Source organism: Mesorhizobium calcicola (assembly GCF_042682105.1).
Taxonomy (GTDB): Bacteria; Pseudomonadota; Alphaproteobacteria; order Rhizobiales; family Rhizobiaceae; genus Mesorhizobium; species Mesorhizobium calcicola.
Map to the genome: position 1 here is coordinate 45,765 of NZ_JBHUGY010000009.1, position 21,564 is coordinate 67,328.

20 protein-coding genes are annotated in these 21,564 nt (G+C 64.8%); 16 read left to right on the plus strand and 4 right to left on the minus strand.

What is annotated here, in order from left to right:
* Positions 1 to 14: 14 nt before the first annotated feature.
* Positions 15 to 1,082, minus strand: coding sequence for a polyamine ABC transporter substrate-binding protein (locus ACFSQT_RS05045; protein WP_379017247.1), 1,068 nt, complete (start codon positions 1,080 to 1,082; stop codon positions 15 to 17).
* A gap of 168 nt (positions 1,083 to 1,250) precedes the next feature.
* Here ACFSQT_RS05045 and ACFSQT_RS05050 point away from each other — a divergent pair, with 168 nt between their 5' ends.
* Genes ACFSQT_RS05050 through ACFSQT_RS05065 form a run of 4 tightly spaced genes read left to right on the plus strand, consistent with a single transcriptional unit; the run spans position 1,251 to position 6,236 of the window.
* Positions 1,251 to 2,249, plus strand: coding sequence for a GntR family transcriptional regulator (locus tag ACFSQT_RS05050; RefSeq protein WP_379017249.1), 999 nt, complete (start codon positions 1,251 to 1,253; stop codon positions 2,247 to 2,249).
* Between the two features lie 10 nt (positions 2,250 to 2,259).
* Entirely contained in the window at positions 2,260 to 3,543 is a 1,284-nt protein-coding gene (locus ACFSQT_RS05055; RefSeq protein WP_379017250.1) for a nucleotide disphospho-sugar-binding domain-containing protein, read from the plus strand.
* 5 nt (positions 3,544 to 3,548) lie between these two features.
* A complete protein-coding gene (locus tag ACFSQT_RS05060; RefSeq protein ID WP_379017354.1) occupies positions 3,549 to 4,931 on the plus strand; it encodes a glutamine synthetase family protein in 1,383 nt (460 codons plus the stop codon).
* Between the two features lie 3 nt (positions 4,932 to 4,934).
* Positions 4,935 to 6,236, plus strand: a complete 1,302-nt coding sequence (locus ACFSQT_RS05065) for an NAD(P)/FAD-dependent oxidoreductase (RefSeq protein WP_379017252.1) — start codon at positions 4,935 to 4,937, stop codon at positions 6,234 to 6,236.
* 277 nt (positions 6,237 to 6,513) lie between these two features.
* Here ACFSQT_RS05065 and ACFSQT_RS05070 read toward each other — a convergent pair whose 3' ends face one another.
* Positions 6,514 to 7,284, minus strand: a complete 771-nt coding sequence (locus ACFSQT_RS05070; RefSeq protein WP_379017254.1) for an IclR family transcriptional regulator domain-containing protein — start codon at positions 7,282 to 7,284, stop codon at positions 6,514 to 6,516.
* A 121-nt stretch (positions 7,285 to 7,405) separates the two neighbouring features.
* On the opposite strand from ACFSQT_RS05070, the gene ACFSQT_RS05075 reads away from it, so the two are divergent.
* From ACFSQT_RS05075 to ACFSQT_RS05105, 7 genes are all read left to right on the plus strand, one after another.
* Complete coding sequence (locus ACFSQT_RS05075; protein ID WP_379017256.1) at positions 7,406 to 8,263, plus strand: CoA transferase subunit A; 858 nt, start codon at positions 7,406 to 7,408, stop codon at positions 8,261 to 8,263.
* Positions 8,260 to 9,060 carry a CoA-transferase subunit beta gene (locus tag ACFSQT_RS05080; RefSeq protein WP_379017258.1) on the plus strand — a complete coding sequence of 267 codons (801 nt, stop codon included), beginning with the start codon at positions 8,260 to 8,262 and terminating at the stop codon, positions 9,058 to 9,060. Before ACFSQT_RS05075 ends, ACFSQT_RS05080 begins: the two co-directional genes overlap by 4 nt.
* Position 9,061: 1 nt before the next feature.
* Positions 9,062 to 10,267 carry a 3-oxoadipyl-CoA thiolase gene (gene pcaF, locus ACFSQT_RS05085; protein ID WP_379017259.1) on the plus strand — a complete coding sequence of 402 codons (1,206 nt, stop codon included), beginning with the start codon at positions 9,062 to 9,064 and terminating at the stop codon, positions 10,265 to 10,267.
* 416 nt (positions 10,268 to 10,683) lie between these two features.
* Positions 10,684 to 11,715, plus strand: coding sequence for a BMP family protein (locus tag ACFSQT_RS05090; protein WP_379017260.1), 1,032 nt, complete (start codon positions 10,684 to 10,686; stop codon positions 11,713 to 11,715).
* 264 nt (positions 11,716 to 11,979) lie between these two features.
* Positions 11,980 to 13,491, plus strand: coding sequence for an ABC transporter ATP-binding protein (locus tag ACFSQT_RS05095; RefSeq protein WP_379017261.1), 1,512 nt, complete (start codon positions 11,980 to 11,982; stop codon positions 13,489 to 13,491).
* Positions 13,491 to 14,546: an ABC transporter permease gene (locus ACFSQT_RS05100; protein ID WP_379017262.1), complete on the plus strand. Its 1,056-nt coding sequence runs from the start codon at positions 13,491 to 13,493 to the stop codon at positions 14,544 to 14,546. Before ACFSQT_RS05095 ends, ACFSQT_RS05100 begins: the two co-directional genes overlap by 1 nt.
* The gene (locus ACFSQT_RS05105) at positions 14,543 to 15,487 is read left to right on the plus strand and encodes an ABC transporter permease (protein ID WP_379017263.1); all 945 of its coding nucleotides are present in this window, start codon (positions 14,543 to 14,545) and stop codon (positions 15,485 to 15,487) included. The genes ACFSQT_RS05100 and ACFSQT_RS05105 overlap by 4 nt, the downstream gene beginning before the upstream one ends.
* Before the next feature lie 252 nt (positions 15,488 to 15,739).
* Here ACFSQT_RS05105 and ACFSQT_RS05110 read toward each other — a convergent pair whose 3' ends face one another.
* A complete protein-coding gene (locus ACFSQT_RS05110; protein ID WP_379017264.1) occupies positions 15,740 to 16,507 on the minus strand; it encodes an SDR family NAD(P)-dependent oxidoreductase in 768 nt (255 codons plus the stop codon).
* A gap of 292 nt (positions 16,508 to 16,799) precedes the next feature.
* On the opposite strand from ACFSQT_RS05110, the gene ACFSQT_RS05115 reads away from it, so the two are divergent.
* Both ACFSQT_RS05115 and ACFSQT_RS05120 read left to right on the plus strand, forming a co-directional pair.
* A complete protein-coding gene (locus tag ACFSQT_RS05115) occupies positions 16,800 to 16,955 on the plus strand; it encodes a hypothetical protein (protein ID WP_379017265.1) in 156 nt (51 codons plus the stop codon).
* Between the two features lie 134 nt (positions 16,956 to 17,089).
* Positions 17,090 to 18,037, plus strand: a complete 948-nt coding sequence (locus tag ACFSQT_RS05120) for an LLM class flavin-dependent oxidoreductase (protein ID WP_379017266.1) — start codon at positions 17,090 to 17,092, stop codon at positions 18,035 to 18,037.
* 250 nt (positions 18,038 to 18,287) lie between these two features.
* On the opposite strand, the gene ACFSQT_RS05125 is transcribed toward ACFSQT_RS05120, so the two are convergent.
* Positions 18,288 to 18,962 carry a cysteine hydrolase family protein gene (locus tag ACFSQT_RS05125; RefSeq protein WP_379017267.1) on the minus strand — a complete coding sequence of 225 codons (675 nt, stop codon included), beginning with the start codon at positions 18,960 to 18,962 and terminating at the stop codon, positions 18,288 to 18,290.
* Between the two features lie 223 nt (positions 18,963 to 19,185).
* Here ACFSQT_RS05125 and exbB point away from each other — a divergent pair, with 223 nt between their 5' ends.
* The 3 genes from exbB to ACFSQT_RS05140 are packed head-to-tail and all read left to right on the plus strand — an operon-like array spanning position 19,186 to position 21,553.
* Complete coding sequence (gene exbB / locus ACFSQT_RS05130; protein WP_379017268.1) at positions 19,186 to 20,142, plus strand: tonB-system energizer ExbB; 957 nt, start codon at positions 19,186 to 19,188, stop codon at positions 20,140 to 20,142.
* An 11-nt stretch (positions 20,143 to 20,153) separates the two neighbouring features.
* Positions 20,154 to 20,621, plus strand: a complete 468-nt coding sequence (gene exbD, locus ACFSQT_RS05135) for a TonB system transport protein ExbD (protein ID WP_379017269.1) — start codon at positions 20,154 to 20,156, stop codon at positions 20,619 to 20,621.
* Positions 20,618 to 21,553: a TonB family protein gene (locus ACFSQT_RS05140; RefSeq protein WP_379017270.1), complete on the plus strand. Its 936-nt coding sequence runs from the start codon at positions 20,618 to 20,620 to the stop codon at positions 21,551 to 21,553. The genes exbD and ACFSQT_RS05140 overlap by 4 nt, the downstream gene beginning before the upstream one ends.
* Positions 21,554 to 21,564 lie beyond the last annotated feature (11 nt).

A 21,564-nucleotide genomic window follows, 5' to 3' on the forward strand; every position in this document is an offset into this window, starting at 1 on the left:
TGGTTTGACGCCGTTTACTGCGCGGCCTTGATCTCGCTGACGATCTTCGAATAGTCGCGCTGGGCGTCGCCGACGTCACGCAATTGCTCGAACTTGACGAGGTCGGCCACCGGCATCGCCATATTGGGGAATTTTGCCAGGAAATCGGCAGGCAGGCTTTCCATCGCCGGCTTGTTCGGCACCTTGTAGTCGATGTTCTGCGCCGCCCAGGCGTGGTTCTTGGCGTCGAGCATGAAGTTGATGAACTGGAAGGCGGCGTCCTTGTTGGCGGAGGCCTTCATCACCACCATCGTGTCGACCCACAGGTCGGAGCCTTCCTTGGGGATGACGTATTTGATCTCGGGCTTCTCGGCGATGCCGTAATTGCACCAGCCGTCCCAGGCCTGCACCATCAGCGCCTCGCCCGAAACCAGCTTAGAATAGAAGGTGGTGTCGTCATAGGCGAGCAGGGTCTTCTTGGCCGAGATCAGCAGGTCCTTGACCTCGGCCAGCTTGGCCGGATCGGTCTCGTTGACCGAAAAGCCCTTGTCGAGCTGGCCGGCGGCCAGCAGCCAGCGGTCGGTCGCCAACATGGTGGTCTTGCCCTTGAGGTCGTCGGAGGGGGCGAGAAGGTCACTCCAGCTGGTCGGCGCCACCTTGACCAGGTCGGAGCGGTAGCAGAGGCCTGTCGTGCCCCAGGTGTAGGGGACGGAGAAATTGTTGCCGACATCATGCGGCAGCTTGGTCGCTTCGGGATAGAGGTTGGCGAGGTTGGGGACCTTGGCGTGGTCGATCGGCTCGGTCAGGCCGAGCTTGTTCAGCACCTCGGCGAAGGGCGACGAAACGAAGACCACGTCATAGCCCTTGCCGCCGGCGGCGATGAGCTTGCCCATGATCTCTTCATTGGTGGCATGAACGACCACTTCGCCGGAAACCCGGGTGGCGGTCTTGAAAGCGGCCATGGCGTCGGGCGCCATGTAGCCGTCCCAGTTGGAAATGACGAGGTCGGCTGCGGCCGCCGGCGCCGACAGCGCCAAGGCCAGGCCGAGTGCGATTGACGGCATCTTCAGGCAACGGTGCCGCAGGAAGGTCGTGGCGGTCATGACAGGTTCCCATTCTGGTTGATCGTCGAATTCATTCGCCGGCCGCGACCCATGCCGCTGGCCTCGATCCTGTTCCCTCGGTCTTTTTATCGCCGATTATCCTGACAGTACTATTGCAGAAAAAAGTACGTCAATCCATAATTTGCCAGGCAAGAGGAATCTGGCCGATTGCGTCCGCCAGGCCGATCGGTCAAAGCATATAGGTCACGTCCGTTCACGAGCATTGTCATGCAAGCCGCAGCCCGACGACCTCGCACCAACCATCTCGATCTGGCGCAGCGCATCCTGGATGTGGCGCGGCAGCGCGGCTTCGAGCCCGGCGCACGCCTTCCGGAGCAGCAGATCGCCTCGCTGTGCAATGTCTCGCGCACGCCGGTGCGGGCAGCACTCAGCCTGCTCGCGGAACAGGGCGTCGTGCGTTGGCAGGCGGATTCCGGTTATCACCTGGCCATCGACCTCACGACCCAGCCGGCTATTGCCGCTGAATTGCCTCTTACCGAGGAGGACGAGCTTGCCGAGGCGATCCTGCGTGACCGCTCAGCGCGGCGGCTGGACCAGACTGTGACCGTCGCGGGACTGATGCGGCGGTACAGTGCCGAACGAAAGACGGTACTAAAAGCGCTCAACAAACTGACGGAAGAGAATCTGCTGGATCGCGCGCCCGGCCAGTCCTGGCTTTTCCGCCGCACGCCTGATGATCCGGAGGCGCAAGGCGAAAGTTATGAATTTCGCCTGCTGCTGGAGCCCGCCGCTATCCTGACATCAGGCTTCCGGCTGGACGGTGCACGCGCGGCGACGTTGCGCCTGGGTATGGAAGCGCTGTTGGCATTGCCGGACGCCGCATTCGACACGCGCGAGTTCCAGCGGCTGGACATCGACTTCCACGGCATGCTGGCGGAAGGCTGCGCCAACCGCTTCATCACCGACGCGCTGGCCGATCACCTCAGGCTGCGCCGGCTGCCGGGCATCTATGCCGGCGTCAACGTCTTCCGGTTGCGGCAGTCGCTGCGCGAGCACCTGAATATACTCGACCATCTTGAAAGCCGGCAGTATGAGGTGGCGGCCGATCTGCTTCGCATTCACCTGCGGCTCTCCCGCAACCAGCGACCGCAAGCGGCCAGTCGCGGGGCTCCCGCCCTGTTCGGCATGATCAGCCGGCCGGATTGACGAGGATTAATTGACGCGCAAAGCCAGCCCGACCATCGCGCTGTTTCCCGAAGCCAGTTTCGGCGCGGCGTTGAATTGCGTCGGCATCGCGCAGGCCTTGCGTGCCAAAGGCGCCCGGCCGGTCTTCATCTGCCATGCCGGTTTTTCCGGCGTGTTTGCCGACTATGGTTTCCAGGAATACCAATTGCCGACCGACGAGCCGCTGTCCGACAGCGAGCGCCAGAGCTACTGGCAGGCGTTCGTGCGCAGGCATCTGCCGCATTTCAGGCTGAGCCCGATCGACCAGCTCGAAACCTATGTCGCGCCGACCTGGCAAGCGATCGTCGATACCGCGGTCAACGCCGAGGCGCCGCTGCGCCAATTGCTGGCGCGGTTGAAGCCGGATGCGGTGGTGCTCGACAATGTCATCATGTTCCCGGCGATAGCTGCCGCCGGCTGCCCGTGGGTGCGTGCCGTCTCTTGCGCCGAGACCGAGCTTCCTGACGCGCGGGTGCCACCGTATCTGTCGGGCCTCGGCGCCGATGACCCGCAACGCGCGGCGTTCGAGGCCCGCTATCTCAGGGCCTCGGCGCCGGCGCATGATCGCTTCAACCGCTTCCGGACCGATGCCGGCCTGGCGCCGTTGCCGAAGGGCCTGTTCCTGGAAACCTCTCCCGATCTCAACCTGCTGCTGACGCCGACGATCGTGCGCCGCGAGCGCGCCGAGCCGCTCGACCCGGCCCGCTTCGTCTATCTCGAAGGCTGCGTGCGTTCGGAAGGGCCGTTCGAAGTGCCGGTGTTTCCGCGCAATGGCGGTCCGCTGGTCTATCTCAGCTTCGGCAGTCTCGGCGCCATGGATGTCGGCCTGATCGAGCGCATGCTGGCCGTGTTCGACAGGCTGCCGGCGCGCTTCATCGTCAATGCCGGCGGGCTGCGCGACGCCTATCGCGCGGTGCCGGACAATGTCTATCTCGACGCCTGGTTTCCGCAGCCCTCGGTGGTGGCGAAGTCGGACCTGTTCATCCACCATGGCGGCAACAACAGCTTTTGCGAAGCGCTTCGCTTCGGCGTGCCGTCGCTGATCATGCCCTATTGCTGGGACGGGCACGACAATGCCCGACGCGCCGAGGAGACCGGCGTCGGCAACCATATCGGCCGTGATGGCTGGACCGAAGGAGTATTGGAGAGAGCCATTCTCGGCCTGCTGGCCGATGACGCAATGCGCGCCCGCCTCAGGGACAATGCAGCCCATATGGCGCTGACACCCGGAACGGACGTGGCCGCGCAAGCCATACTCTCTCTGATACGGACATGAACGAAATGCCTGACATGAACACGACGAACACCTCGCTTTTCAACGGAAACGACCCCAAGGCCTGGCTGGCCCAGCATGGCATCAATGAGGTCGAATGCCTGGTGCCGGACTTGAACGGCGTCCTGCGCGGCAAGGCCTTGCCGACGGCCAAATTCCTCAAGGCGCTGGAAGACCGCGCGCTCTATCTGCCGAGCAGCGCCTTCCTGGTCAGCATCGACGGCCGCTATTCCGGCTCGATCGACGAGGGTTTTGCTTACTCGGACCCGGACATGCGCATGGTGCCGGATGTTTCGACGCTCACCCTGGCGCCCGGTGCCGGTGCGGGCAAGGCCTATGTCTTCTCCGATGCCTTCCACATGGACGACCGGCCATGGATGGCCTCGCCGCGCCATGTTCTGCGGGCGGTGCTCGATCTCTACCGTCAGCGCGGCTGGCGGGCGGTGGTGGCGCCGGAGCTCGAATTCTATCTCACCGCGCCCAATCCCGACCCCGACCGGCCGTTGACGGCACCGGTCGGCGGCAATGGCCGTGCCGAGAGCGTGCAGCACCCCTATGACATGGCGGCACTGGAGGAGTTCGAGCCGGTGGTCCGCCGCATCTATGACTATGCTGCGGCATCCGGACTGCCGCTCGACACGCTGATCCATGAATCGGGCACGGCGCAGCTGGAAATCAACTTCCTGCATGGCGATGCGCTGCCGCTGGCCGACAAGGTGCTGCTGTTCAAGCGGTTGACCCGCCAGGCCGCCCAGCAAAGCGGCATGCATGCCACCTTCATGGCCAAGCCGATCGCGGCACAGGCGGGCAGCTCGATGCATCTGCACATGTCGGTCATCGACGAAGCCGGCAAGACGCTGTTTGCCGGCACTGACGATGCCGACACCGCAATGTTCGGCCACTTCATCGGCGGCCTGCAAAAATATGTCCCCGAGATCATGCCGCTGTTTGCGCCCAACGTGAACTCGTTCCGCCGCATCCGGCCGAACCACAGCGCGCCGGCCAATATCGAATGGTCGCATGACAACCGCTCCTGCGGCCTGCGCGTGCCGGCCGGTGGCCGCGCCGCGCGGCGGGTCGAGAACCGCTTGCCCGGTGCCGATTCCAACCCTTATCTGGCGATCGCCGGGTCGCTTCTGGCGGGCTATCTCGGCGTCGAGCAAAAGCTGGCGCGGTCGCCCGAGGCGTCGGGCAATGCCTACAAGATCAAGAGCACGCTGCCGAAAACCATGGAGGAGGCGCTGGATCGTTTCACCGCATGCGACGCCGTACGGGCGCTGCTCGGCGAGGACTTCTTCCAGACCTACCTGCGCGTCAAGAACGTCGAACTCGACCTGTTCCAGGGCGTGGTGACGAGCTGGGAACGCGACCACCTGCTGCTGAAGGTGTGACAAATGAGTTTGAATTCTGGGGGCTTCAATTCCGGCCTGGATATCGGCAAATCCTACTATGTCGCGACGGCAAATCCGTCGCCGGACCATTCCGCCCTGCAGGGCGACGTCGACGCCGACCTGGTGGTGGTCGGCGGCGGCTGCACCGGCCTGTCCGCCGCCCTTCACGCCGCCGAGCGCGGCCTGAAGGTGGTGCTGCTCGAAGGCGGCAAGATCGGTTGGGGCGCATCGGGGCGCAATGGCGGCCAGATGATCCCCGGCCTGCGCAAGGGCGCCAAGGGTCTGGTCAAGCTCTACGGGCCCGAACGGGCGAAGGCGCTGTTCGACCTTGCCTTCGAGGCGCGGGGCCTGGTGCTCGACATCATCGAGCGCCACGCCATCGATTGCGATCTTCGGCTGACCGGTCATCTGGTCGGCGCGGTCAACGGCTCCGATCTCAGAGATCTCGAGGAAGAGGCTGAGTGCCTGGCCAGGGTGATGAAGTTCCCGCATGCCGAAATCCTGTCGGCGGCGGAAGCCCGCCGCAAGGTCGACACGCCCTATCATGGCGCCATGTACGAGCCGCTTGGCGGCCACATGCATCCGCTGAATTACACGCTCGGCCTTGCCCGCGCGGCGGTCGCGGCCGGCGTCACCATCCACGAAAACTCTGTAGCGGTGCGGCTCGAGCGCGAGCCTTCGATCCGGGTCTCGACATCAAAGGGTTCGGTCCGGGCCAAGCATGTCGTGCTGGCTGGCGATGCGCTGCTTCATGGGCTGGAGCCGCGGGTCAACAGCCGGATCATGCCGGTCGGCAACTATATCGTTGCCACCGAGCCGCTGGAGGGCAAACGCAATGTCATCCCGGCCAATGTCGCGGTGTCCGACACCCGCTTCGTGGTCAACTATTACCGGATGTCGGCGGACGGACGCCTGCTGTTCGGCGGCGGCGAGCGCTACACGCCGACGCCGCCGGCCGACATTGCCGGGTTCGTGCGGCCGCACATGGAAAAGACCTTTCCGCAACTTCGGGGCTGCCGCATCGATCACGCCTGGGGCGGATTGGTGTCGGTGACGACGTCGCGGCTGCCGCATGTCGGGCATTACGGAGAGGTCTATTTCGCGCATGGCTATTCCGGCAAGGGTGCCATCCTGTCGACGCTGTCGGGTAAGCTCCTGGCCGAAGCGATCACCGGTGACGCCTCACGGCTCGACCTGTTCTCGACACTCACGCCGATGCCGTTCCCCGGCGGCACGGCGCTGCGCGGCCCGCTCTATGTGCTCGGCATGTTGTGGTACGCGATGCGCGATAGGATCAAGCATTGAGGGAAAAGGACCATCGTTATGGAACATGAAGAATAGTTCTGTCGCGATCCTTCCCACCTCCCTCTGTCCTGCCGGACATCTCCCCCGCGAGGGGGGAGATTGGCGGTTTCGGCGCTGCGCTCATCCCTGCAACGGTGGAGCTTGGCGAAAGGCGGGATGAAAGCGGATCTCCCTCCTTGCGGGGGAGATGGCCGGCAGGCCAGAGGGGGGTGCTGTCCCGCCAACGCATGGATTTACGCCGCCACGGCAGTTGCGATTTAGCGGGTAGAGTACCTGACTACACCACAAAGAAATCCTCGATGCGCTGCCTGGCCTCACGCAGTGCCGGCAGGATCTGCCGTTCCATCTCTTCGACGGTGAAACGGGCCGACTGGGTCGAGACGTTGATGGCCGCGACCGTGCGGTCCGCCCGGTCGCGGATCGGCACGGCGATCGAGCGCAGGCCGAGTTCCAACTCCTCGTCGACGATGGCAAAGCCATCCGCCTTCGCCTTGCCGACGGCTTCGGCTAGCAACCGCTTGTCGGTGATCGTCCTCGGCGTCCTTCTCTCGATCGTCGCCTGGCCGAGAAATGCGTCCAATTCCTGGGGCGTCAGGCCGGCAAGCAGGATCCGTCCCATCGAGGTGCAATAGGCCGGCAGCCTGGTGCCGACATCGAGCGACACGCTGAGGATGCGGCGGCCGGGAATGCGGGCGACATAGACGACATCCTGCCCCGACAGGATCGCCGCCGAGCAGGCCTCGTTCAGCTGCGCCGCCACTGCGCGCATGATGGGGGCGGCGAAACTCCACAGCGAGGCGCCGCCGAGCCAGGTGCGGGCGACCGTCAGCAGGCGGGGCGACAGCGAAAACACGCGGCCGGCCTGCGTGGCGTAGCCGGTCGCGGTCAGCGTCAGCAGGAAGCGGCGGGCGCCGGCGCGGGTCAGGCCCGCTTGCTCGGCCATCTCGGTCAGCGTCATGCCCGCGGGATGCCGGGCCAGGATCTCCATGACGGCAAGGCCGCGCTCGAGCGAGCCGACATGGTCACGGGAAGCAGCCTCTTCGTCCATCTCATCTCCGCAGAGCGGCATCGTCGCCTGGATTGACTCAATGCCGTCACTTAGCGTAGAAAGTATCTCATAGAAAACATATGTTCGCAATACGAACTTTTTGCAATGCGGAGCCGATGCGATGGTCAAGTTCCTGCCACTCAAACAGGCCGTTGCGGAGAACCTGAACAATGGCGATACGGTCGCCTTCGAGGGTTTCACCCATCTGATCCCGACGGCGGCGGCGCATGAGGCGATCCGCCAGGGTTTTCGCGACCTGACCCTGATCCGCATGACGCCGGACCTGATCTACGACCAGATGATCGGCATGGGCATGGCGAAGAAAATCGTCTTCTCCTATGTCGGAAATCCCGGCGTCGGCCTGCTGCGGCGCGCCCGCGACGCCATCGAGAACGGTTTTCCCAGATCGATCGAGATCGAGGAACACAGCCATGCCGGCATGGCCAACGCCTATGAGGCGGGTGCTGCCGGCCTGCCCTGCGCGGTGTTTCGCGGCTATCGCGGCGCCGGGCTGGCAGCGGTCAATCTGAACATCAAGTCGGTGACCTGTCCGTTCACCGGCGAGGTGCTGGCGGCCGTTCCCTCGATCCGGCCCGATGTCACCTTCATCCATGCGCAGAAGGCCGACCGGAAAGGCAATGTGCTGGTCGAAGGCATCGTCGGCATCCAGAAGGAAGCAGTCCTGGCGGCGAAGCGCGCGGTGGTGACGGTCGAGGAAGTGGTTGACAATTTCGACGATCTGCACCCCAATTTGACCGTGTTGCCGCGCTGGACGATCGCGGCGATATCCGTCGTGCCCGGCGGCTCGCATCCGTCCTACGCGCATGGCTACTATGCGCGTGACAATGCCGCCTATCTGGAATGGGACGAGATCGCCGCCGACCGGGACAAATTCCAGGCGTGGATGCAGGCGAACGTCATCGAGAAGAGCGCCGACGATTTCGCGGCCCGTGTCGAACATTTGAGGAAAGCGGCATGAGCGACAATCCACTGGGCTTTACCCCCAACGAGATGATGACGATCGCCGCCAGCCGCGCGCTGCGGAATGAGGATGTCTGCTTTGTCGGCATCGGCGCGCCGTCCGCCGCCTGCAATGTCGCGCGGCTGACGCATGCGCCTGATATCACCTTGATCTACGAGAGCGGCACGATCGGAACCGCTCCTGACGTGCTGCCGCTGTCGATCGGCGACGGCGAATTGTGCGAGACCGCGGTCACCACCGTCGCGGTGCCGGAGATGTTCCGCTATTGGCTGCAGGGCGGCCGCATTTCGATCGGCTTCCTCGGTGCGGCCCAACTCGACAAGTTCGGCAACATCAACACCACGGTCATCGGCGATTATTTCCATCCCAAGACCCGGCTGCCCGGCGGCGGCGGCGCGCCGGAGATCGCGACATCGTCGAAGGAGATCTACATCACCATGGCGCAGACCAGGCGCGGCATGGTCGAGAAGATCGATTTCTTCACCTCTTTCGGCCATGGCGACGGCGGCGATCATCGACAGCGGCTCGGCATCGACACCGCTGGTCCAACCTTGCTGATCACCGACCTTGCCATCTGGAAGCCGGACCCGGTGACCAAGGAATTCACGGTGGTGTCGCTGCATCCAGGCGTCACGCGCCAGCAGGTGCAGGAGACCTGTGGCTGGATCGTAAAGTTCGCCGAGGCGCTTGACGAAACACCGGCGCCAAGCGAACTCGAACTGACAACGTTGCGCGACCTCCAGGCCCGCACCAAGGCGGCGCATGAGGGAACCGGAAAAGCAAAGGCTGCATGACATGGCCGGGGCCTATATCTGCGACTACATCCGCACGCCGATCGGCCGCTTTGGCGGCTCGCTGTCCTCGGTGCGCGCCGACGATCTCGGCGCCATCCCGCTGAGGGCACTGGTCGAGCGCAATCCCGGCATCGACTGGCAGGCGGTCGACGATGTCGTCTATGGCTGCGCCAACCAGGCCGGCGAGGACAACCGCAATGTGGCGCGCATGGCGCTGTTGCTGGCCGGGCTGCCCAAGGAGGTCCCGGGTTCGACCGTCAATCGCCTGTGCGGCTCGGGCATGGATGCGCTGACCATCGCTACGCGGGCCATCAAGGCCGGCGAGGCGGAGCTGATGATATCAGGCGGCGTCGAGTCGATGAGCCGGGCGCCCTTCGTCATGCCCAAGGCCGACACCGCGTTCTCGCGCAACGCCGAGATTTACGACACCACCATCGGCTGGCGCTTCGTCAATCCGCTGATGAAGAAGCAGTATGGCGTCGATTCGATGCCGGAGACCGGCGAGAACGTCGCCGAGGATTTTTCGGTGTCCCGCGCCGACCAGGATGCCTTTGCCGTGCGCAGCCAGGACAAGGCTGTCGCGGCACAGGCCAATGGCCGCCTGGCCAAGGAAATCACTCCGGTGACGATCCCGCAGCGCAAGGGCGAAGCGGTGGTCGTCTCGAAGGACGAGCATCCCCGTGCCGGCACCACGGTCGAGTCGCTGGCCAAATTGCCGACGCCGTTCCGGCAAGGCGGCACGGTGACCGCCGGCAATGCCTCCGGCGTCAATGACGGGGCGGCGGCGCTGATCGTTGCTTCCGAGGCTGCGGTGAAAAAATATGGCCTGACGCCGATTGCCCGCATCCTCGGTGGTGCAGCCGCCGGTGTGGCGCCGCGCATCATGGGCATCGGCCCGGCGCCGGCGACGCAAAAGCTGTGCGCGCGGCTTGGCCTGACGCCAAAACAGTTCGATGTCATCGAGCTCAATGAAGCGTTTGCCTCGCAAGGCATCGCCGTGCTGCGCCAGCTCGGCATCGCCGAGGACGCCGAGCACGTCAACCCGAATGGCGGCGCCATCGCGCTCGGCCATCCCTTGGGTATGTCGGGCGCCCGCATATCCGGCACGGCAGCGCTGGAGCTTCGCGAACGCGGCGGCCGCTATGCGCTGGCGACCATGTGCATTGGCGTCGGCCAGGGCATCGCGATCGCGCTCGAACGGGCCTGACCAAACAATCGCTACAGGAAAATAATCGTGCCGCCGGTAGCGGAGGCTACCAATTGTCGAAGTTAGCGCTGCCCCTCATCGCCCTGCCGGGCACTTCTCCCCGTATAGTGACGGGGAGAAGCGGACTTGCCGCAATCTCGGCGCCATTTCTGCAACGCCGACAATTGGCGAAACCGTCGATGACAGCGCCCCTCTCCCCGTCACTATACGGGGAGAGGATGCCGGCAGGCAGGTGAGCGGCAGCGCAAACCTGGCGCGATTGGCCTTTGAGTTTGGACCCGGCTTTACAACCATGAGCAATGCTCTGCTGCCAAATTTGACCAGGTGGACAAAAGTCCGGACCCGTTCCATAGTTCCCCGTCTGACATTTTCACGAACGGCCGGCTCGACACGGTCGTCGAGCAGAGGGGAATGCAATGGAAAACCGGAAGAACAGAGACCAGATAAAACGCGAAGGGCTTTCGCGACGCAATGTGCTGGAGCTGGGCGCGCTTGGCCTGGCTGCGGCGATGCTGCCGGGAGCAGCCTTCGCCAAGGACAAGAAGCTGAAGGTGGCGGCGATCTTCGCCACGCCGATCGAGGAGCCATGGGACAACCAGATCCATGTCGCCCTGCAGAAGGCCGAGAAGGAACTCGGCATCGAGTACAAATGGTCGGAGAAGGTGCAGACCGCCGATTTCAGCCGCGTCATGCGCGAATATGCGCAAGGCGGCTACCAGCTGGTGCTGGGCGATGCCTTCGCCGCCGAGCGCGAATCGCGCCGCACCGCCAAGCAGTTCCCGAAGACCGCTTTCCTTTTCGGCTCCGGCGCTGGCCCGGCCGAGCCGAATTTCGGCGTCTTCGACAACTGGATCCATGAGCCCGCCTATCTCTCGGGCATGATCGCCGGCAAGATGTCGAAGTCGGGCACGATCGGCGCCGTCGCGGCGATGGGCATTCCGGAAGTGAACCGGCTGGTCAACGCCTTCTTTGCCGGCGCCAAGGAGGTTAATCCCAACATCAAGAAGAAGGTCGCCTTCATCGGCTCCTTCTTCGATCCGCCGAAGGCCAAGGAAGCGGCTGTCGCGCAGATCGACGCCGGTGTCGACGTCATCTATGCCGAGCGTTTCGGCGTCATCGAAGCGGCCGTGGACAAGAAGATCCTCGCCATCTCCAACATGTCGGACCAGTCGAGCCTCGGTCCCGACACGGTCATCACCGGCCCGGTCTGGGACATGTATCCGACGGTCGAGCAGGCGATCAAGCTGGTCAAGGCCGGCGTCTTCACCGCGCAGGACTATGGCGATTTCTCGCGCATGGCTAAGGGCGGTTCCCAGCTGGCGCCCTACCACAAGTTCGACAAGACGCTGCCCGCCGACGTCAAGGAACTGGTCGAGAAGAAGAAGGCCGAAATCCTCGAAGGCAATTTCCGCGTCGACGTGGATGAAAACACGCCGGTTTCGGATTGATTTTTACCCTCCCCCTTGTGGGGGTGAGCAGCCGGTTCGCCGTAGGCGAATTCACCGTGCCAGTGGCACGATGAAAGGCCAGCGAACGCCGGGACGCTGCGAAGCAGCGGGGACCCGGCAGCCTTAGCGCCCGGCCCTTCGCAGGCTCAGGGCGTACGTAGCTCGAAAAGCCAAGCAGTTGGCTTTTCGTGGCCTTCAGCCACCGCTCCTCACCCCCACAGGGGGGAGGGTGAGATCCCGCGCCATCTCTCCGCAGGAGTTCCTTTGCCCGCCCCACTCATCGAAATGCGCGGCATTACCAAGAGCTTCGGCGCCGTCAAGGCGAACGAGGCCGTCGATCTCAGCGTCGCGCCGGGCGAGATCCTGGGGCTGCTCGGCGAGAACGGCGCCGGCAAGACAACGCTGATGAACGTGCTGTTCGGCGCCTATGCGCCGGACGCCGGCGAGATATTGATCCAGGGCCTGCCGGTGCGGATCACCAGTTCGGCCGATGCGCTGGCCGCCGGCATCGGTATGGTGCACCAGCATTTCCATCTGGCGCCGCGGCTGACGGTGCTGGAGAACCTGCTCATCGGTATTCCAGGCAAATCGGGGCGGATCGATCGTGCCGGCGGGCTGGCACGGCTGACGGAAATCGGCCGCCAGCATGGACTGACACTCGATCCCGACCTGCCCGTCTCGGCGCTGTCGGTCGGCGAGCAGCAGCGGCTCGAAATCGTCAAGGCGCTGTTTCGCGGCGCCAGGCTCTTGATCCTCGACGAGCCGACCGCGGTGCTGGCGCCGAGCGAGGTCGACGGGCTGTTTTCGGCGCTGCGCTCGATGGCGGCGCAGGGCCTCGGCATCATCTTCATCTCGCACAAGCTCAACGAGGTGCGGGCGCTGACCCATCGCTGCACGGTGCTGCGGCACGGCCGCGTCGCCGGCCGCGTCGATGACCCCGCCAACACGACGTCGGCGGCAATGGCGCAACTGATGTGCGGCCACGAGATCGTGCCGCCGGCGAGGGGGCCATCGACGCCCGGCGCCGCAGTGCTGACCCTCGACGGTATCTCGACATCGCAGCATTCGGGCACGGCGTTGCGCGACGTTTCGCTTGCCGTTCGCGCCGGCGAGATCCTCGGCATTGCCGGGGTCTCGGGTAATGGCCAACGGGCTTTGGCGGAGGTGATTTCCGGCGTGCGCGTGCCCAATGCCGGCCAGATGACGATCGCCGGCCAGAAAGTGTCCGGGTTTTCGCCGCGCGAGGTGCAGGCGCTCGGCCTTGGCCGTATCCCCGAAGACCGCATGACCACCGGGCTGGTCACCAACCTGCCGCTCGCCGATTCGATGGTGCTGCCGCGCATCGGCACCGCCGCGTTCAGCAGCAAGGGCCTGCTCAAGCCGGATGCGATCCGTGCCTTCGCCGAGGCCCAGATCAAGGCCTATGACATACGCTGCCCCGGGCCGATGACCCGCGCCGGGGCGCTGTCGGGCGGCAATTTGCAGAAGGCGCTGCTGGCGCGCGAGCTCGCCTTCGATCCGAAGGTGCTGATCGTGTCGCAGCCGACGCGCGGGCTCGACATCGGCGCCGCCCGCTTCATCTATGAAAAGTTCCTCGACATGCGCGCCAAGGGCTGCGGCATCGTCGTCATCGGCGAGGATCTCGAGGAGCTGCTGGTGCTCTGCGATCGCATCGCGGTGATGTATGAGGGCCGCATCGCCGGCACGCTCGACAGCGCCGATGCGACCATCGCACGGCTCGGGCTGATGATGACCGGCGCGGAGGGGCATGGCTGATGTTTCGCCTGGAAGTCCGCACCTCGACGCCCGCCTGGTTCAATCTCGCTTTGCCGCTTTTGGCGATCGGTGCCACGCTTGTCTTGTGCAGCGGCCTGATCGCGCTGGCCGGCGCCGGCGTCATCGATGCCTATGGCGTGATGTTCACGGCCTCGCTCGGCGATAGCTACGCGATCACCGAAACGATGGTGCGCGCCGCGCCGATGATCTTCACTGGGCTGGCGGTGGCCGTCGCCTTCCGGGCAAAGTTCTGGAACATCGGCGCCGAGGGACAGTTGCTGGCCGGCGCGGTCGCCAGTTGCTTTGTCGGCGCGATCCCGATGCCGGGACCGCTCGCCATGCTGCTGATGGCAGTGGCGGGTGCCGCGGCCGGCGCCGCGGTGGCGCTGGTGCCGGCGACGCTGCGGGTGAAATTCAAGGTCGATGACGTGGTCAGCTCGCTGCTGCTCAACTCGGTCATCTACTATGCGCTGATGGCGCTGATCGAAGGGCCGTGGAAGGATAGTTTCAGCGGCTACCCGATCTCGCCGCCGATCGAGGATTCTGCCAATTTCCCGGTGCTGCTCGAAGGCACGCGGCTTCATCTCGGCGTCGTCGTGGCGCTGATCGCGGCACCTTTGATCTGGTTCCTGATCGTGCGCACGACACTCGGCTTCCGCATCAGGGTGACCGGCGAAAACCCGGAAGCGGCGCGCTATGGCGGCATCCATGTCGAGCGGGTGCTGATCTCGACCGCGCTGCTGTCCGGCGCGCTGGCGGGGCTGGCCGGCGTCGGCGAAGTCGGCGGCGTGCATTTCCAGGTGATGAGCGACATCTCGCCGGGCTATGGCTATTCCGGTATCGTCGTCGCCATGCTGGCGCGGCTCAATCCGCTCGGCGCGGTGCCGGCGGCGATCTTCCTGGCCGCCGTGATGACCGGCGCCGAGGCGATGTCGCGGGCGACCGGCGTTCCGCCCTTCCTCAGCGATGTCATCCAGGGCACGGCTTTGCTTGCCATGCTGGTGGCGCTGCTGTTCACCGCCTATCGCATCCGCCGCGTCGGAGTTGCCCGATGAGCGCGGTGTTCGAACAGATTTTTCAGGTCGGCTTCCTCGCCGCCATCATCCGCATCGCCACGCCGCTGGCTTTTGCGACGCTTGGCGAAATGTTCTCCGAGCGGGCCGGCGTGCTCAATCTCGGTATCGAAGGCATCATGCTGCTGTCGGCGATGACCGGCTTCACCGCCACAAGCCTCAGCGGCAGCCTGTGGCTCGGCGTATTGGCGGCCATACTGACCGGCATGCTGATGGGCGCGCTGCATGCGTTGTTCACGGTGGCGCTGGGCCTCAGCCAGCATGTCTGCGGCATCGGCGTCACCCTGTTCTCGTCGGGCCTCGCCTATTTCCTCTACCGGTTGATCTTCGGCCAGCAATCGGTGCCGCCTGCTATCAAGGGGTTCGAGACGCTGCCGATCCCGGTCCTCTCCGGCATCCCGGTGCTCGGACCGGCGGTGTTCAACCAGTTTGTGCTGGTCTACATGGCGATTCTGGCCATTCCGCTGGCCGCCTTCGTGCTCTACCGCACGCCCTGGGGCCTGTCGGTGCGCATGGTCGGCGAAAATCCGCGTGCCGCCGATTCGGCCGGCGTCAGCGTCATCGCGACGCGTTTCCAGGCGGTCATCCTCGGCGGTGCGTTGATGGGGCTGGCCGGCGCCTTCCTGTCGATGGCGCAGTTCAACGCCTTCACCTTCGGCGTGGTGTCGGGGCGCGGCTGGGTGGCGATCGCGCTGGTCGTCTTCGGTCGCTGGGATCCGTGGCGCTCGGCGGGCGCGGCGCTGCTGTTCGCCTTCGTCGATGCCTTGCAGTTGCGCATGCAGGCGAGCGGGCTGGGGCATATCCCCTACGAGACGTTCCTGATGCTGCCCTTCATCTTCACCATCGTCGCCATGGCGGTGATGTCGCGCAATGCGGTGGCGCCATCGGCGCTGCTGAAGCCGTTTCGCAGGGAAGAGCGGTAGTCGAGCAGGACTTGGTGTCTTTCCTCTCCCTCCGGAGGTGGGAGAGGTGGCGCTGCGCAGCAGCGACGGAGTGGGGGAACCACCTGGCAACCGTCGCCAACGCTATTGAAAGGGGACCAAGTCGCAAGAATTTTCCTGCACCGGGTTGGCCCCCACTCCGTCGAGCTGCGCTCGACACCTCTCCCCCGATCGACGGGGTAGAGGAGGGGCGCCAAGCTGTCTCTGGGACGAAAAACCTGGACCTTGGACGCCTCACATCGCCGTAAAGCCATTGTCGACGAACAGATGCGTGCCGTTGACGAAGCTCGACTCGTCGCTGGCCAGGTAAAGCGCGGCCTTGGCCACCTCTTCCGGCTCGCCAATCCTTCCTTGCTGCGCGGCAAGCGCCGCGTCGGAGACATCGACGCCGAGGCGGCCGAGATCGGCAACCTCGCGCAGGCCGTGCGGCGTGCGGATGAAGCCGGGGCAGACCGCGTTGCAGCGGATGTTGCGGTCGCGGAATTCGACGGCGATGGCGCGCGCGAACATATGGCAGGCGCCCTTGGTGGTGTCGTAGAGCACCTCCATCGGCGTCGCCGCCACCGCCGAGATCGACGAGGTGCAGACGATCGAGCCGCCGCCGGCCGATATCATGTCGGGCAGCACGGCGCGCGTCATCAGGAACATCGAGCGCACATTGACGGCATGCAGCCAGTCCCATTCCTGCACCGTCGTCTCCAGGAACGGCTTTATGACGATGGTGCCTGCATGGTTGAACAGCACGGTGACCGGACCAAGCGTTTCCGTTGCCCCTTTCACCGCCGCCTCGACCTGGGCCTCGTCGGACACGTCGGCCACCCAATGTTCAGCTATGTGCCCCCGCGCGCGGATCGCCGCTGCGGTTGCGGCCGCCGCCTCGCCATTGCGGTCGATGATCGCCACCTTGGCGCCTTCCGCGGCGAACAGTTCCGAGGCCGCTCCGCCCATTCCCGTTGCGCCGCCTGAAATGATGGCGACCTTGCCGGCCAGTCTCGTGCCCATTTTTCTGCTCCCCTGTTGGACGATTTCGCATGTGCTGGTCGGGCGATGCTATCGCGCGCGCTGCGGGCGGCCAATGCACGAATTGGGTGCAGCGAAGACAAGGCGCCATAGGTCCATTCAAGGCCCAGAGCCACGCGGGCATGCCGTGTCGATCGGTAGCCAAACATGCCAACTAAGCAAGCCGATGCCAATTTTCGCCTCGATGTGAGAAAATCATTCTGCCCATCACCGAAAAATAGCAATCGACAAAGTCTACAAGTTTTATAGATTAACCGGCGAGACGGAGGTCGATATGTCCTATATCCAGAACGCTCAGACAGACCGCAGCGGCCAGAGGCTGGTCAATGCCCAGGCCTTTCGCCCGGCCTATGCCGGTGCCTTCGCTTACCTCGTCTTTGCCCTTGCGTTCGTGTTCACCGGGGCAGTTGTTCTGGGCCTCATTCCCTGAGTCGTCACATCGACGGGGATTAGCTGCCCCTTCAGGCAATCGGAGTTGAATGGACCGGATTCCCGGTGCGCTTTCGCGCGGCTGGTGATCCGAATTTCACCGCATCAATGATTCCAGAGATGGAGGAGATGACAATGCCGATCGAGTTCACGCATGTTCCCGGAAAGACCCATCCTGCTGGTGCCGTCGTTCCCTTTTTCTACGACTTCGCCGAGACCGCGACCAAGCTCGGGCTGATCGAGGATGGCGGCTTCAGGAAGATCGTCGTCGACGATTCGGCCGGACTGCTGACCAACATGGATCTTGCCACCCAGGTGCTCGACCGCACCTTGTCGCTGGAAGTCGTGCTCACCCACTGGGCGGGCGTGGTCGAACCGACGGTGGCGGCCCGCCAGCTGGCGTCGATCGACAGGAAAAGCGGTGGACGGCTGGCGCTCAGGATGATCAGCGAACCACTGAACGACGATGATGCCGAGACGCGGCCGGTCGGGCACACCGTCATCTGGCAGCGCATCGACGAATATCTGGTCTTGCTGAAGCGGCTGTGGTCGAACGACCGGCCATTCGACCATGAAGGCGCATTCTACAGCATCAAGGGCGGCTACGTGCCGCGCAAGGGTCCGCACGGCGCCGACCTGGTCATCCGCATGGGTGGGCAGTCCGGAACGGCGCTCAAGGTGGCCGGCCGGCATGCCGATGTCTTCGAACTGGCGCCAGGCTCGATCGATGAGGTCCGGCAGTTGATGGAGCGGGTGCGTGGCGCCGCCGCCGAACACGGCCGGGCCGGGAGGCTGCGCTTTGCGCTTCCGGTCAGGATTCACCAGGGACCTTCCGCCACCGGCCACAAGGCGGTCGACGTTGCCGGGCCGCCGGCTCAGGCCGCCTTGTCGCTGCTTGCCTATGCGGCTCTCGGGATCGATGAGTTCATGATTGTCGGCGTCGACACGCCGCGCGAGATCGCAACGGTCGGCCGGGAAACGATCGCCCTGCTGCGCAACTCCCTGGCGCGTCGCGAGGCGGAGGTGCCGCAACCCGGGGCATATGCGCCGCGGGCGATCCTGGAAACGCGCGCCACGGGGTGAAGTGCCCTGCGGGACGAAGCCATTCGGTCGCGATCCTTCCCACCCCCCTCTGTCCTGCCGGACATCTCCCCCGCAAGGGGGAGATTGGCCGTCATCTTGGCTTTCGCCTATCTCCAACGCTGAAAAGTTGTGGCCACCATGGAAGCTGCCGATCTCCCTCCTTGCGGGGGAGATGGCCGGCAGGCCAGAGGGGGGTGCTATCCCGCCGGCGTCAATAATCTGCACACCGTACGCCACCGATCCTAACGCTCTAACTCGCCTTGCTGGACAATTGTAACAGGCCTTCGATAACAGCGCCGGACTCCGCCAGCGCGCCGAAGACGCCGTCCTCGACCGTCACCATGTGAAGCGCCGCCTCGTGGGCTTGTCTGTCGCCGCTGGCACAGGCATCGGAAATCGTCAGGCACTGGAAGTTGCGGTCGCAGGCCTCGCGTAGCGTGGTGTGGACGCAGACATCCGTCGTGCAGCCGCAAAACAGCAGATGCGTGATGCCTTGCGCGCGCAGGACAAGCTCGAAATCGGTATAGGTGAAGGCACTGTTGCAGGTCTTGTCGACGACAATGTCCTTAGGCGCGACGTCGATCTCCGGAACGATCTGAAAACCGGGGCCCGAGCGAAGCAGGATTTCGGTGCCTTCGAGCCCGGCGCGCTTGCGGCGCCATTTTTCGTAAGGCGTCATGTCTGCCATGTCGGCCCGATAACCCTGCCTTGTGTGGATGACCCTGACGCCAGCCTTGCGGGCGGCGGCGATCAGCTGGCTCACAGTCGGAAGGATCGCCCTAAGCGGGGAAGGGTCGTAACCCTGTCTGGCGAAATAGCCCGTCGGCGACAAAAAATCCTGCTGCAGGTCGATGACGACGAGCGCGGTGTTTTCGGCAACCAGCCTGCCGTCATAGGGGAAGTCGAAGGGCGTCGCCTTGATCATCTCTGGCTCTCTGCTTCGCGCAGACACTAGAGCCTGTTCCATCCGAGTGGAACCACGTTGGTCCACGTCCGGTGATCACCCGGCACAAGCTCGTTTTCCGAATTTCGCACCGATACGGACGGTCGCGGGATTTGTTGAGCATTGCAGTCATCTTCAATGTTGACTAGTAATGTCATGTTTCATAGTCAACCGGGCATAGCTTGCCGAAACCAGGAAGAAGCTGTTGTCGAGAAATGGTTTGTTGGCGGCGTTGGTCGCATCCGTGATCCTGTCGGCCGGCAATGCGACGGCCCAGGAGCAACCGGCCGGCGCCGCCCCCGCGATCGAGGCGCCCGCCGCGCCAGCCCCCGCTGCTCCCGCCGCGCCAGCACCGGCAGTCGCCCCGCCAGCCACGATGGCGCCCGCGCAACAGCAGCCAGGCGCCCAGCCGAACACGCCGGCCGAGGCCGGACCTTCGACGGCGATGGAGCTGACCTTGCCGCATGATCTGTCGCCATGGGGGATGTTCATGGCGGCCGATATCATCGTCAAGGCGGTGATGATCGGGCTGGCCTTCGCCTCCCTGGTCACCTGGACGATATGGCTGGCCAAATCGCTGGAGGTTCTCAGCGGCAAGCTGCGCATCCGTCGCGCCGTCCGGGCGATCGGTGATGCCGCCACGCTGAAGCAGGCCAGCCGTGCGCTCGACCGCAGCGGCGGCCCCGGCGTGCTGCTGGTGCGCGCGGCCGAGGAGGAGACCGCACTTTCAGCCGGAGCGCTCGATCATGTCCCCGGAGACGGACTGAAGGAACGGGTCACCTCGCGCCTGTCGCGCATCGAGGCGGCGGCGTCGCGGCGCATGTCGCGCGGCACCGGCCTGCTGGCGACGATCGGCTCGACCGCGCCCTTCGTCGGCCTGTTCGGTACCGTCTGGGGCATCATGAACGCGTTCATCGGCATCTCGCAGGCGCAGACCACCAATCTCGCCGTGGTCGCCCCTGGCATCGCTGAAGCGCTGCTGGCCACGGCGATGGGCCTTGTCGCCGCGATACCGGCTGTCGTTATCTACAATGTCTTTGCGCGCTCGGTAGCCGGCTACCGGCAGATCCTCGCCGATGCCTCTGCGGGCGTCGAACGGCTGGTCAGCCGTGACCTCGACTTCCGCACCATCGCCCCGGCAACGGCGCTGGCCGCGGAATAGCGGAGCAACGCATGGCAAGCAGGTTCCGGCAGACCATGGACGACGATCTCGAGGAAAGCCACGAGATCAACGTCACCCCGTTCATCGATGTCATCCTGGTGCTGCTGATCATCTTCATGGTCGCGGCACCGCTGGCGACGGTGGATGTCAATGTCGACCTGCCGGGCTCGACCGCAACGCCGGCGCCGCGCCTGGAAACACCGTTGTTCCTGACGCTGAAGGACGATCTGACGCTGGCGATCGGCAACGATACCGTGCCGCGCCCGGCCTTTGCCGCCACGCTGGACGGCAGGACAAAAGGCGACAAGCAGACGCGCATCTTCCTGCGCGCCGACAAGGCGGTCGCCTATGGCGACCTGATGGAGGCAATGAACCTGCTGCGTGCTGCCGGCTATCTGAAGATCGCGCTGGTCGGCCTGGAGACGGTGCCCGCGGCCGATGCCCCCGTATCCGCCACCACCGGAGCAGAAGTGCCATGACGCGAGCGGCCGCCTTGCCCTCGGTCGCGTTGTCGCGCTTCAGCCGGCGCGACCTTGGCTTGTGGGCGGGTGCGGCCGCGCTGGTCCTCGGAGCCCATGTCGTGGTCGCCTATGCCGTGCAGAATTTCAGCATGGTCGACGAAGCGGATGGCGGCCCGCCACCGGCGCAGCTGATCGAGATGGCGCCGATGGTGGCGACGCCGGCAGTCGACGAACAGGTTGCCACGCTGGACGCGGTGACATCGGATCAGACTGAGCCGGCGCCGACGCCCGAGCCGACGCCCGAAGATCCGGTCGAGAGGGTGGAGCCGGTTATCGAACAGCCGCCATCGGTTCCACCCAACGAGGCCACCCAAACCGAGATGGCTGAACAGGTCGACCAGCCGCCGGACGGGGTGGTCCCGGACATTGTCGAGGCTGCCACACCCGACGTGGTCGTTCCATTGCCGCAGCCGAAACCGGTCGAGGCGCCCAAGGACAAGAAACCGGTCGAAGCCAAGGCGAAGAAGCCTGTCGACAAGCTCAAGCCACGGCCGAAGAAGGAGAAGCCGGCACCGCCGAACACGGCAAGCATCGCCAGCGCCGATGCGAGGCCGGCGGCCAGGACGGCTGCGCCGAAGTCGGCGGAATCGACGTCGCGATCCGGCGATTCCAGCAAATGGGACTCCCGCCTGGGCGCCTGGATCAAGCGGCACACGCGCTATCCCGGTTCGGCAAGGGCTCGCGGCGTGGAAGGCCGGCCGTATGTCGCCTTCACGGTCGACTCGGCCGGCCGGGTCCTGTCCGCAAGGCTGACCCGTTCCTCCGGGGATGCCGATCTGGACCGTGCGGCACTCGCCGTGCTGCAAGGCGCAACCGTGCCGGCACCGCCGCCGGAACTCGGCGCGCGCCAAAGCCGCACAGCGCCGTTCGTGTTCAGCTTGCGCAACTAGAACAGATCTGG

Bases quoted from the DNA above. Each gene is read 5' to 3' on its own strand.
- ACFSQT_RS05045 (WP_379017247.1), bottom strand. From the start codon at position 1,082: ATGACCGCCACGACCTTCCTGCGGCACCGTTGCCTGAAGATGCCGTCA.
- ACFSQT_RS05060 (WP_379017354.1), top strand. From the start codon at position 3,549: ATGCCTGACATGAACACGACGAACACCTCGCTTTTCAACGGAAACGAC.
- ACFSQT_RS05065 (WP_379017252.1), top strand. From the start codon at position 4,935: ATGAGTTTGAATTCTGGGGGCTTCAATTCCGGCCTGGATATCGGCAAA.
- ACFSQT_RS05070 (WP_379017254.1), bottom strand. From the start codon at position 7,284: ATGGACGAAGAGGCTGCTTCCCGTGACCATGTCGGCTCGCTCGAGCGC.
- ACFSQT_RS05075 (WP_379017256.1), top strand. From the start codon at position 7,406: ATGGTCAAGTTCCTGCCACTCAAACAGGCCGTTGCGGAGAACCTGAAC.
- ACFSQT_RS05080 (WP_379017258.1), top strand. From the start codon at position 8,260: ATGAGCGACAATCCACTGGGCTTTACCCCCAACGAGATGATGACGATC.
- pcaF (WP_379017259.1), top strand. From the start codon at position 9,062: ATGGCCGGGGCCTATATCTGCGACTACATCCGCACGCCGATCGGCCGC.
- ACFSQT_RS05090 (WP_379017260.1), top strand. From the start codon at position 10,684: ATGGAAAACCGGAAGAACAGAGACCAGATAAAACGCGAAGGGCTTTCG.
- ACFSQT_RS05100 (WP_379017262.1), top strand. From the start codon at position 13,491: ATGTTTCGCCTGGAAGTCCGCACCTCGACGCCCGCCTGGTTCAATCTC.
- ACFSQT_RS05105 (WP_379017263.1), top strand. From the start codon at position 14,543: ATGAGCGCGGTGTTCGAACAGATTTTTCAGGTCGGCTTCCTCGCCGCC.
- ACFSQT_RS05110 (WP_379017264.1), bottom strand. From the start codon at position 16,507: ATGGGCACGAGACTGGCCGGCAAGGTCGCCATCATTTCAGGCGGCGCA.
- ACFSQT_RS05115 (WP_379017265.1), top strand. From the start codon at position 16,800: ATGTCCTATATCCAGAACGCTCAGACAGACCGCAGCGGCCAGAGGCTG.
- ACFSQT_RS05120 (WP_379017266.1), top strand. From the start codon at position 17,090: ATGCCGATCGAGTTCACGCATGTTCCCGGAAAGACCCATCCTGCTGGT.
- ACFSQT_RS05125 (WP_379017267.1), bottom strand. From the start codon at position 18,962: ATGATCAAGGCGACGCCCTTCGACTTCCCCTATGACGGCAGGCTGGTT.
- exbD (WP_379017269.1), top strand. From the start codon at position 20,154: ATGGCAAGCAGGTTCCGGCAGACCATGGACGACGATCTCGAGGAAAGC.
- ACFSQT_RS05140 (WP_379017270.1), top strand. From the start codon at position 20,618: ATGACGCGAGCGGCCGCCTTGCCCTCGGTCGCGTTGTCGCGCTTCAGC.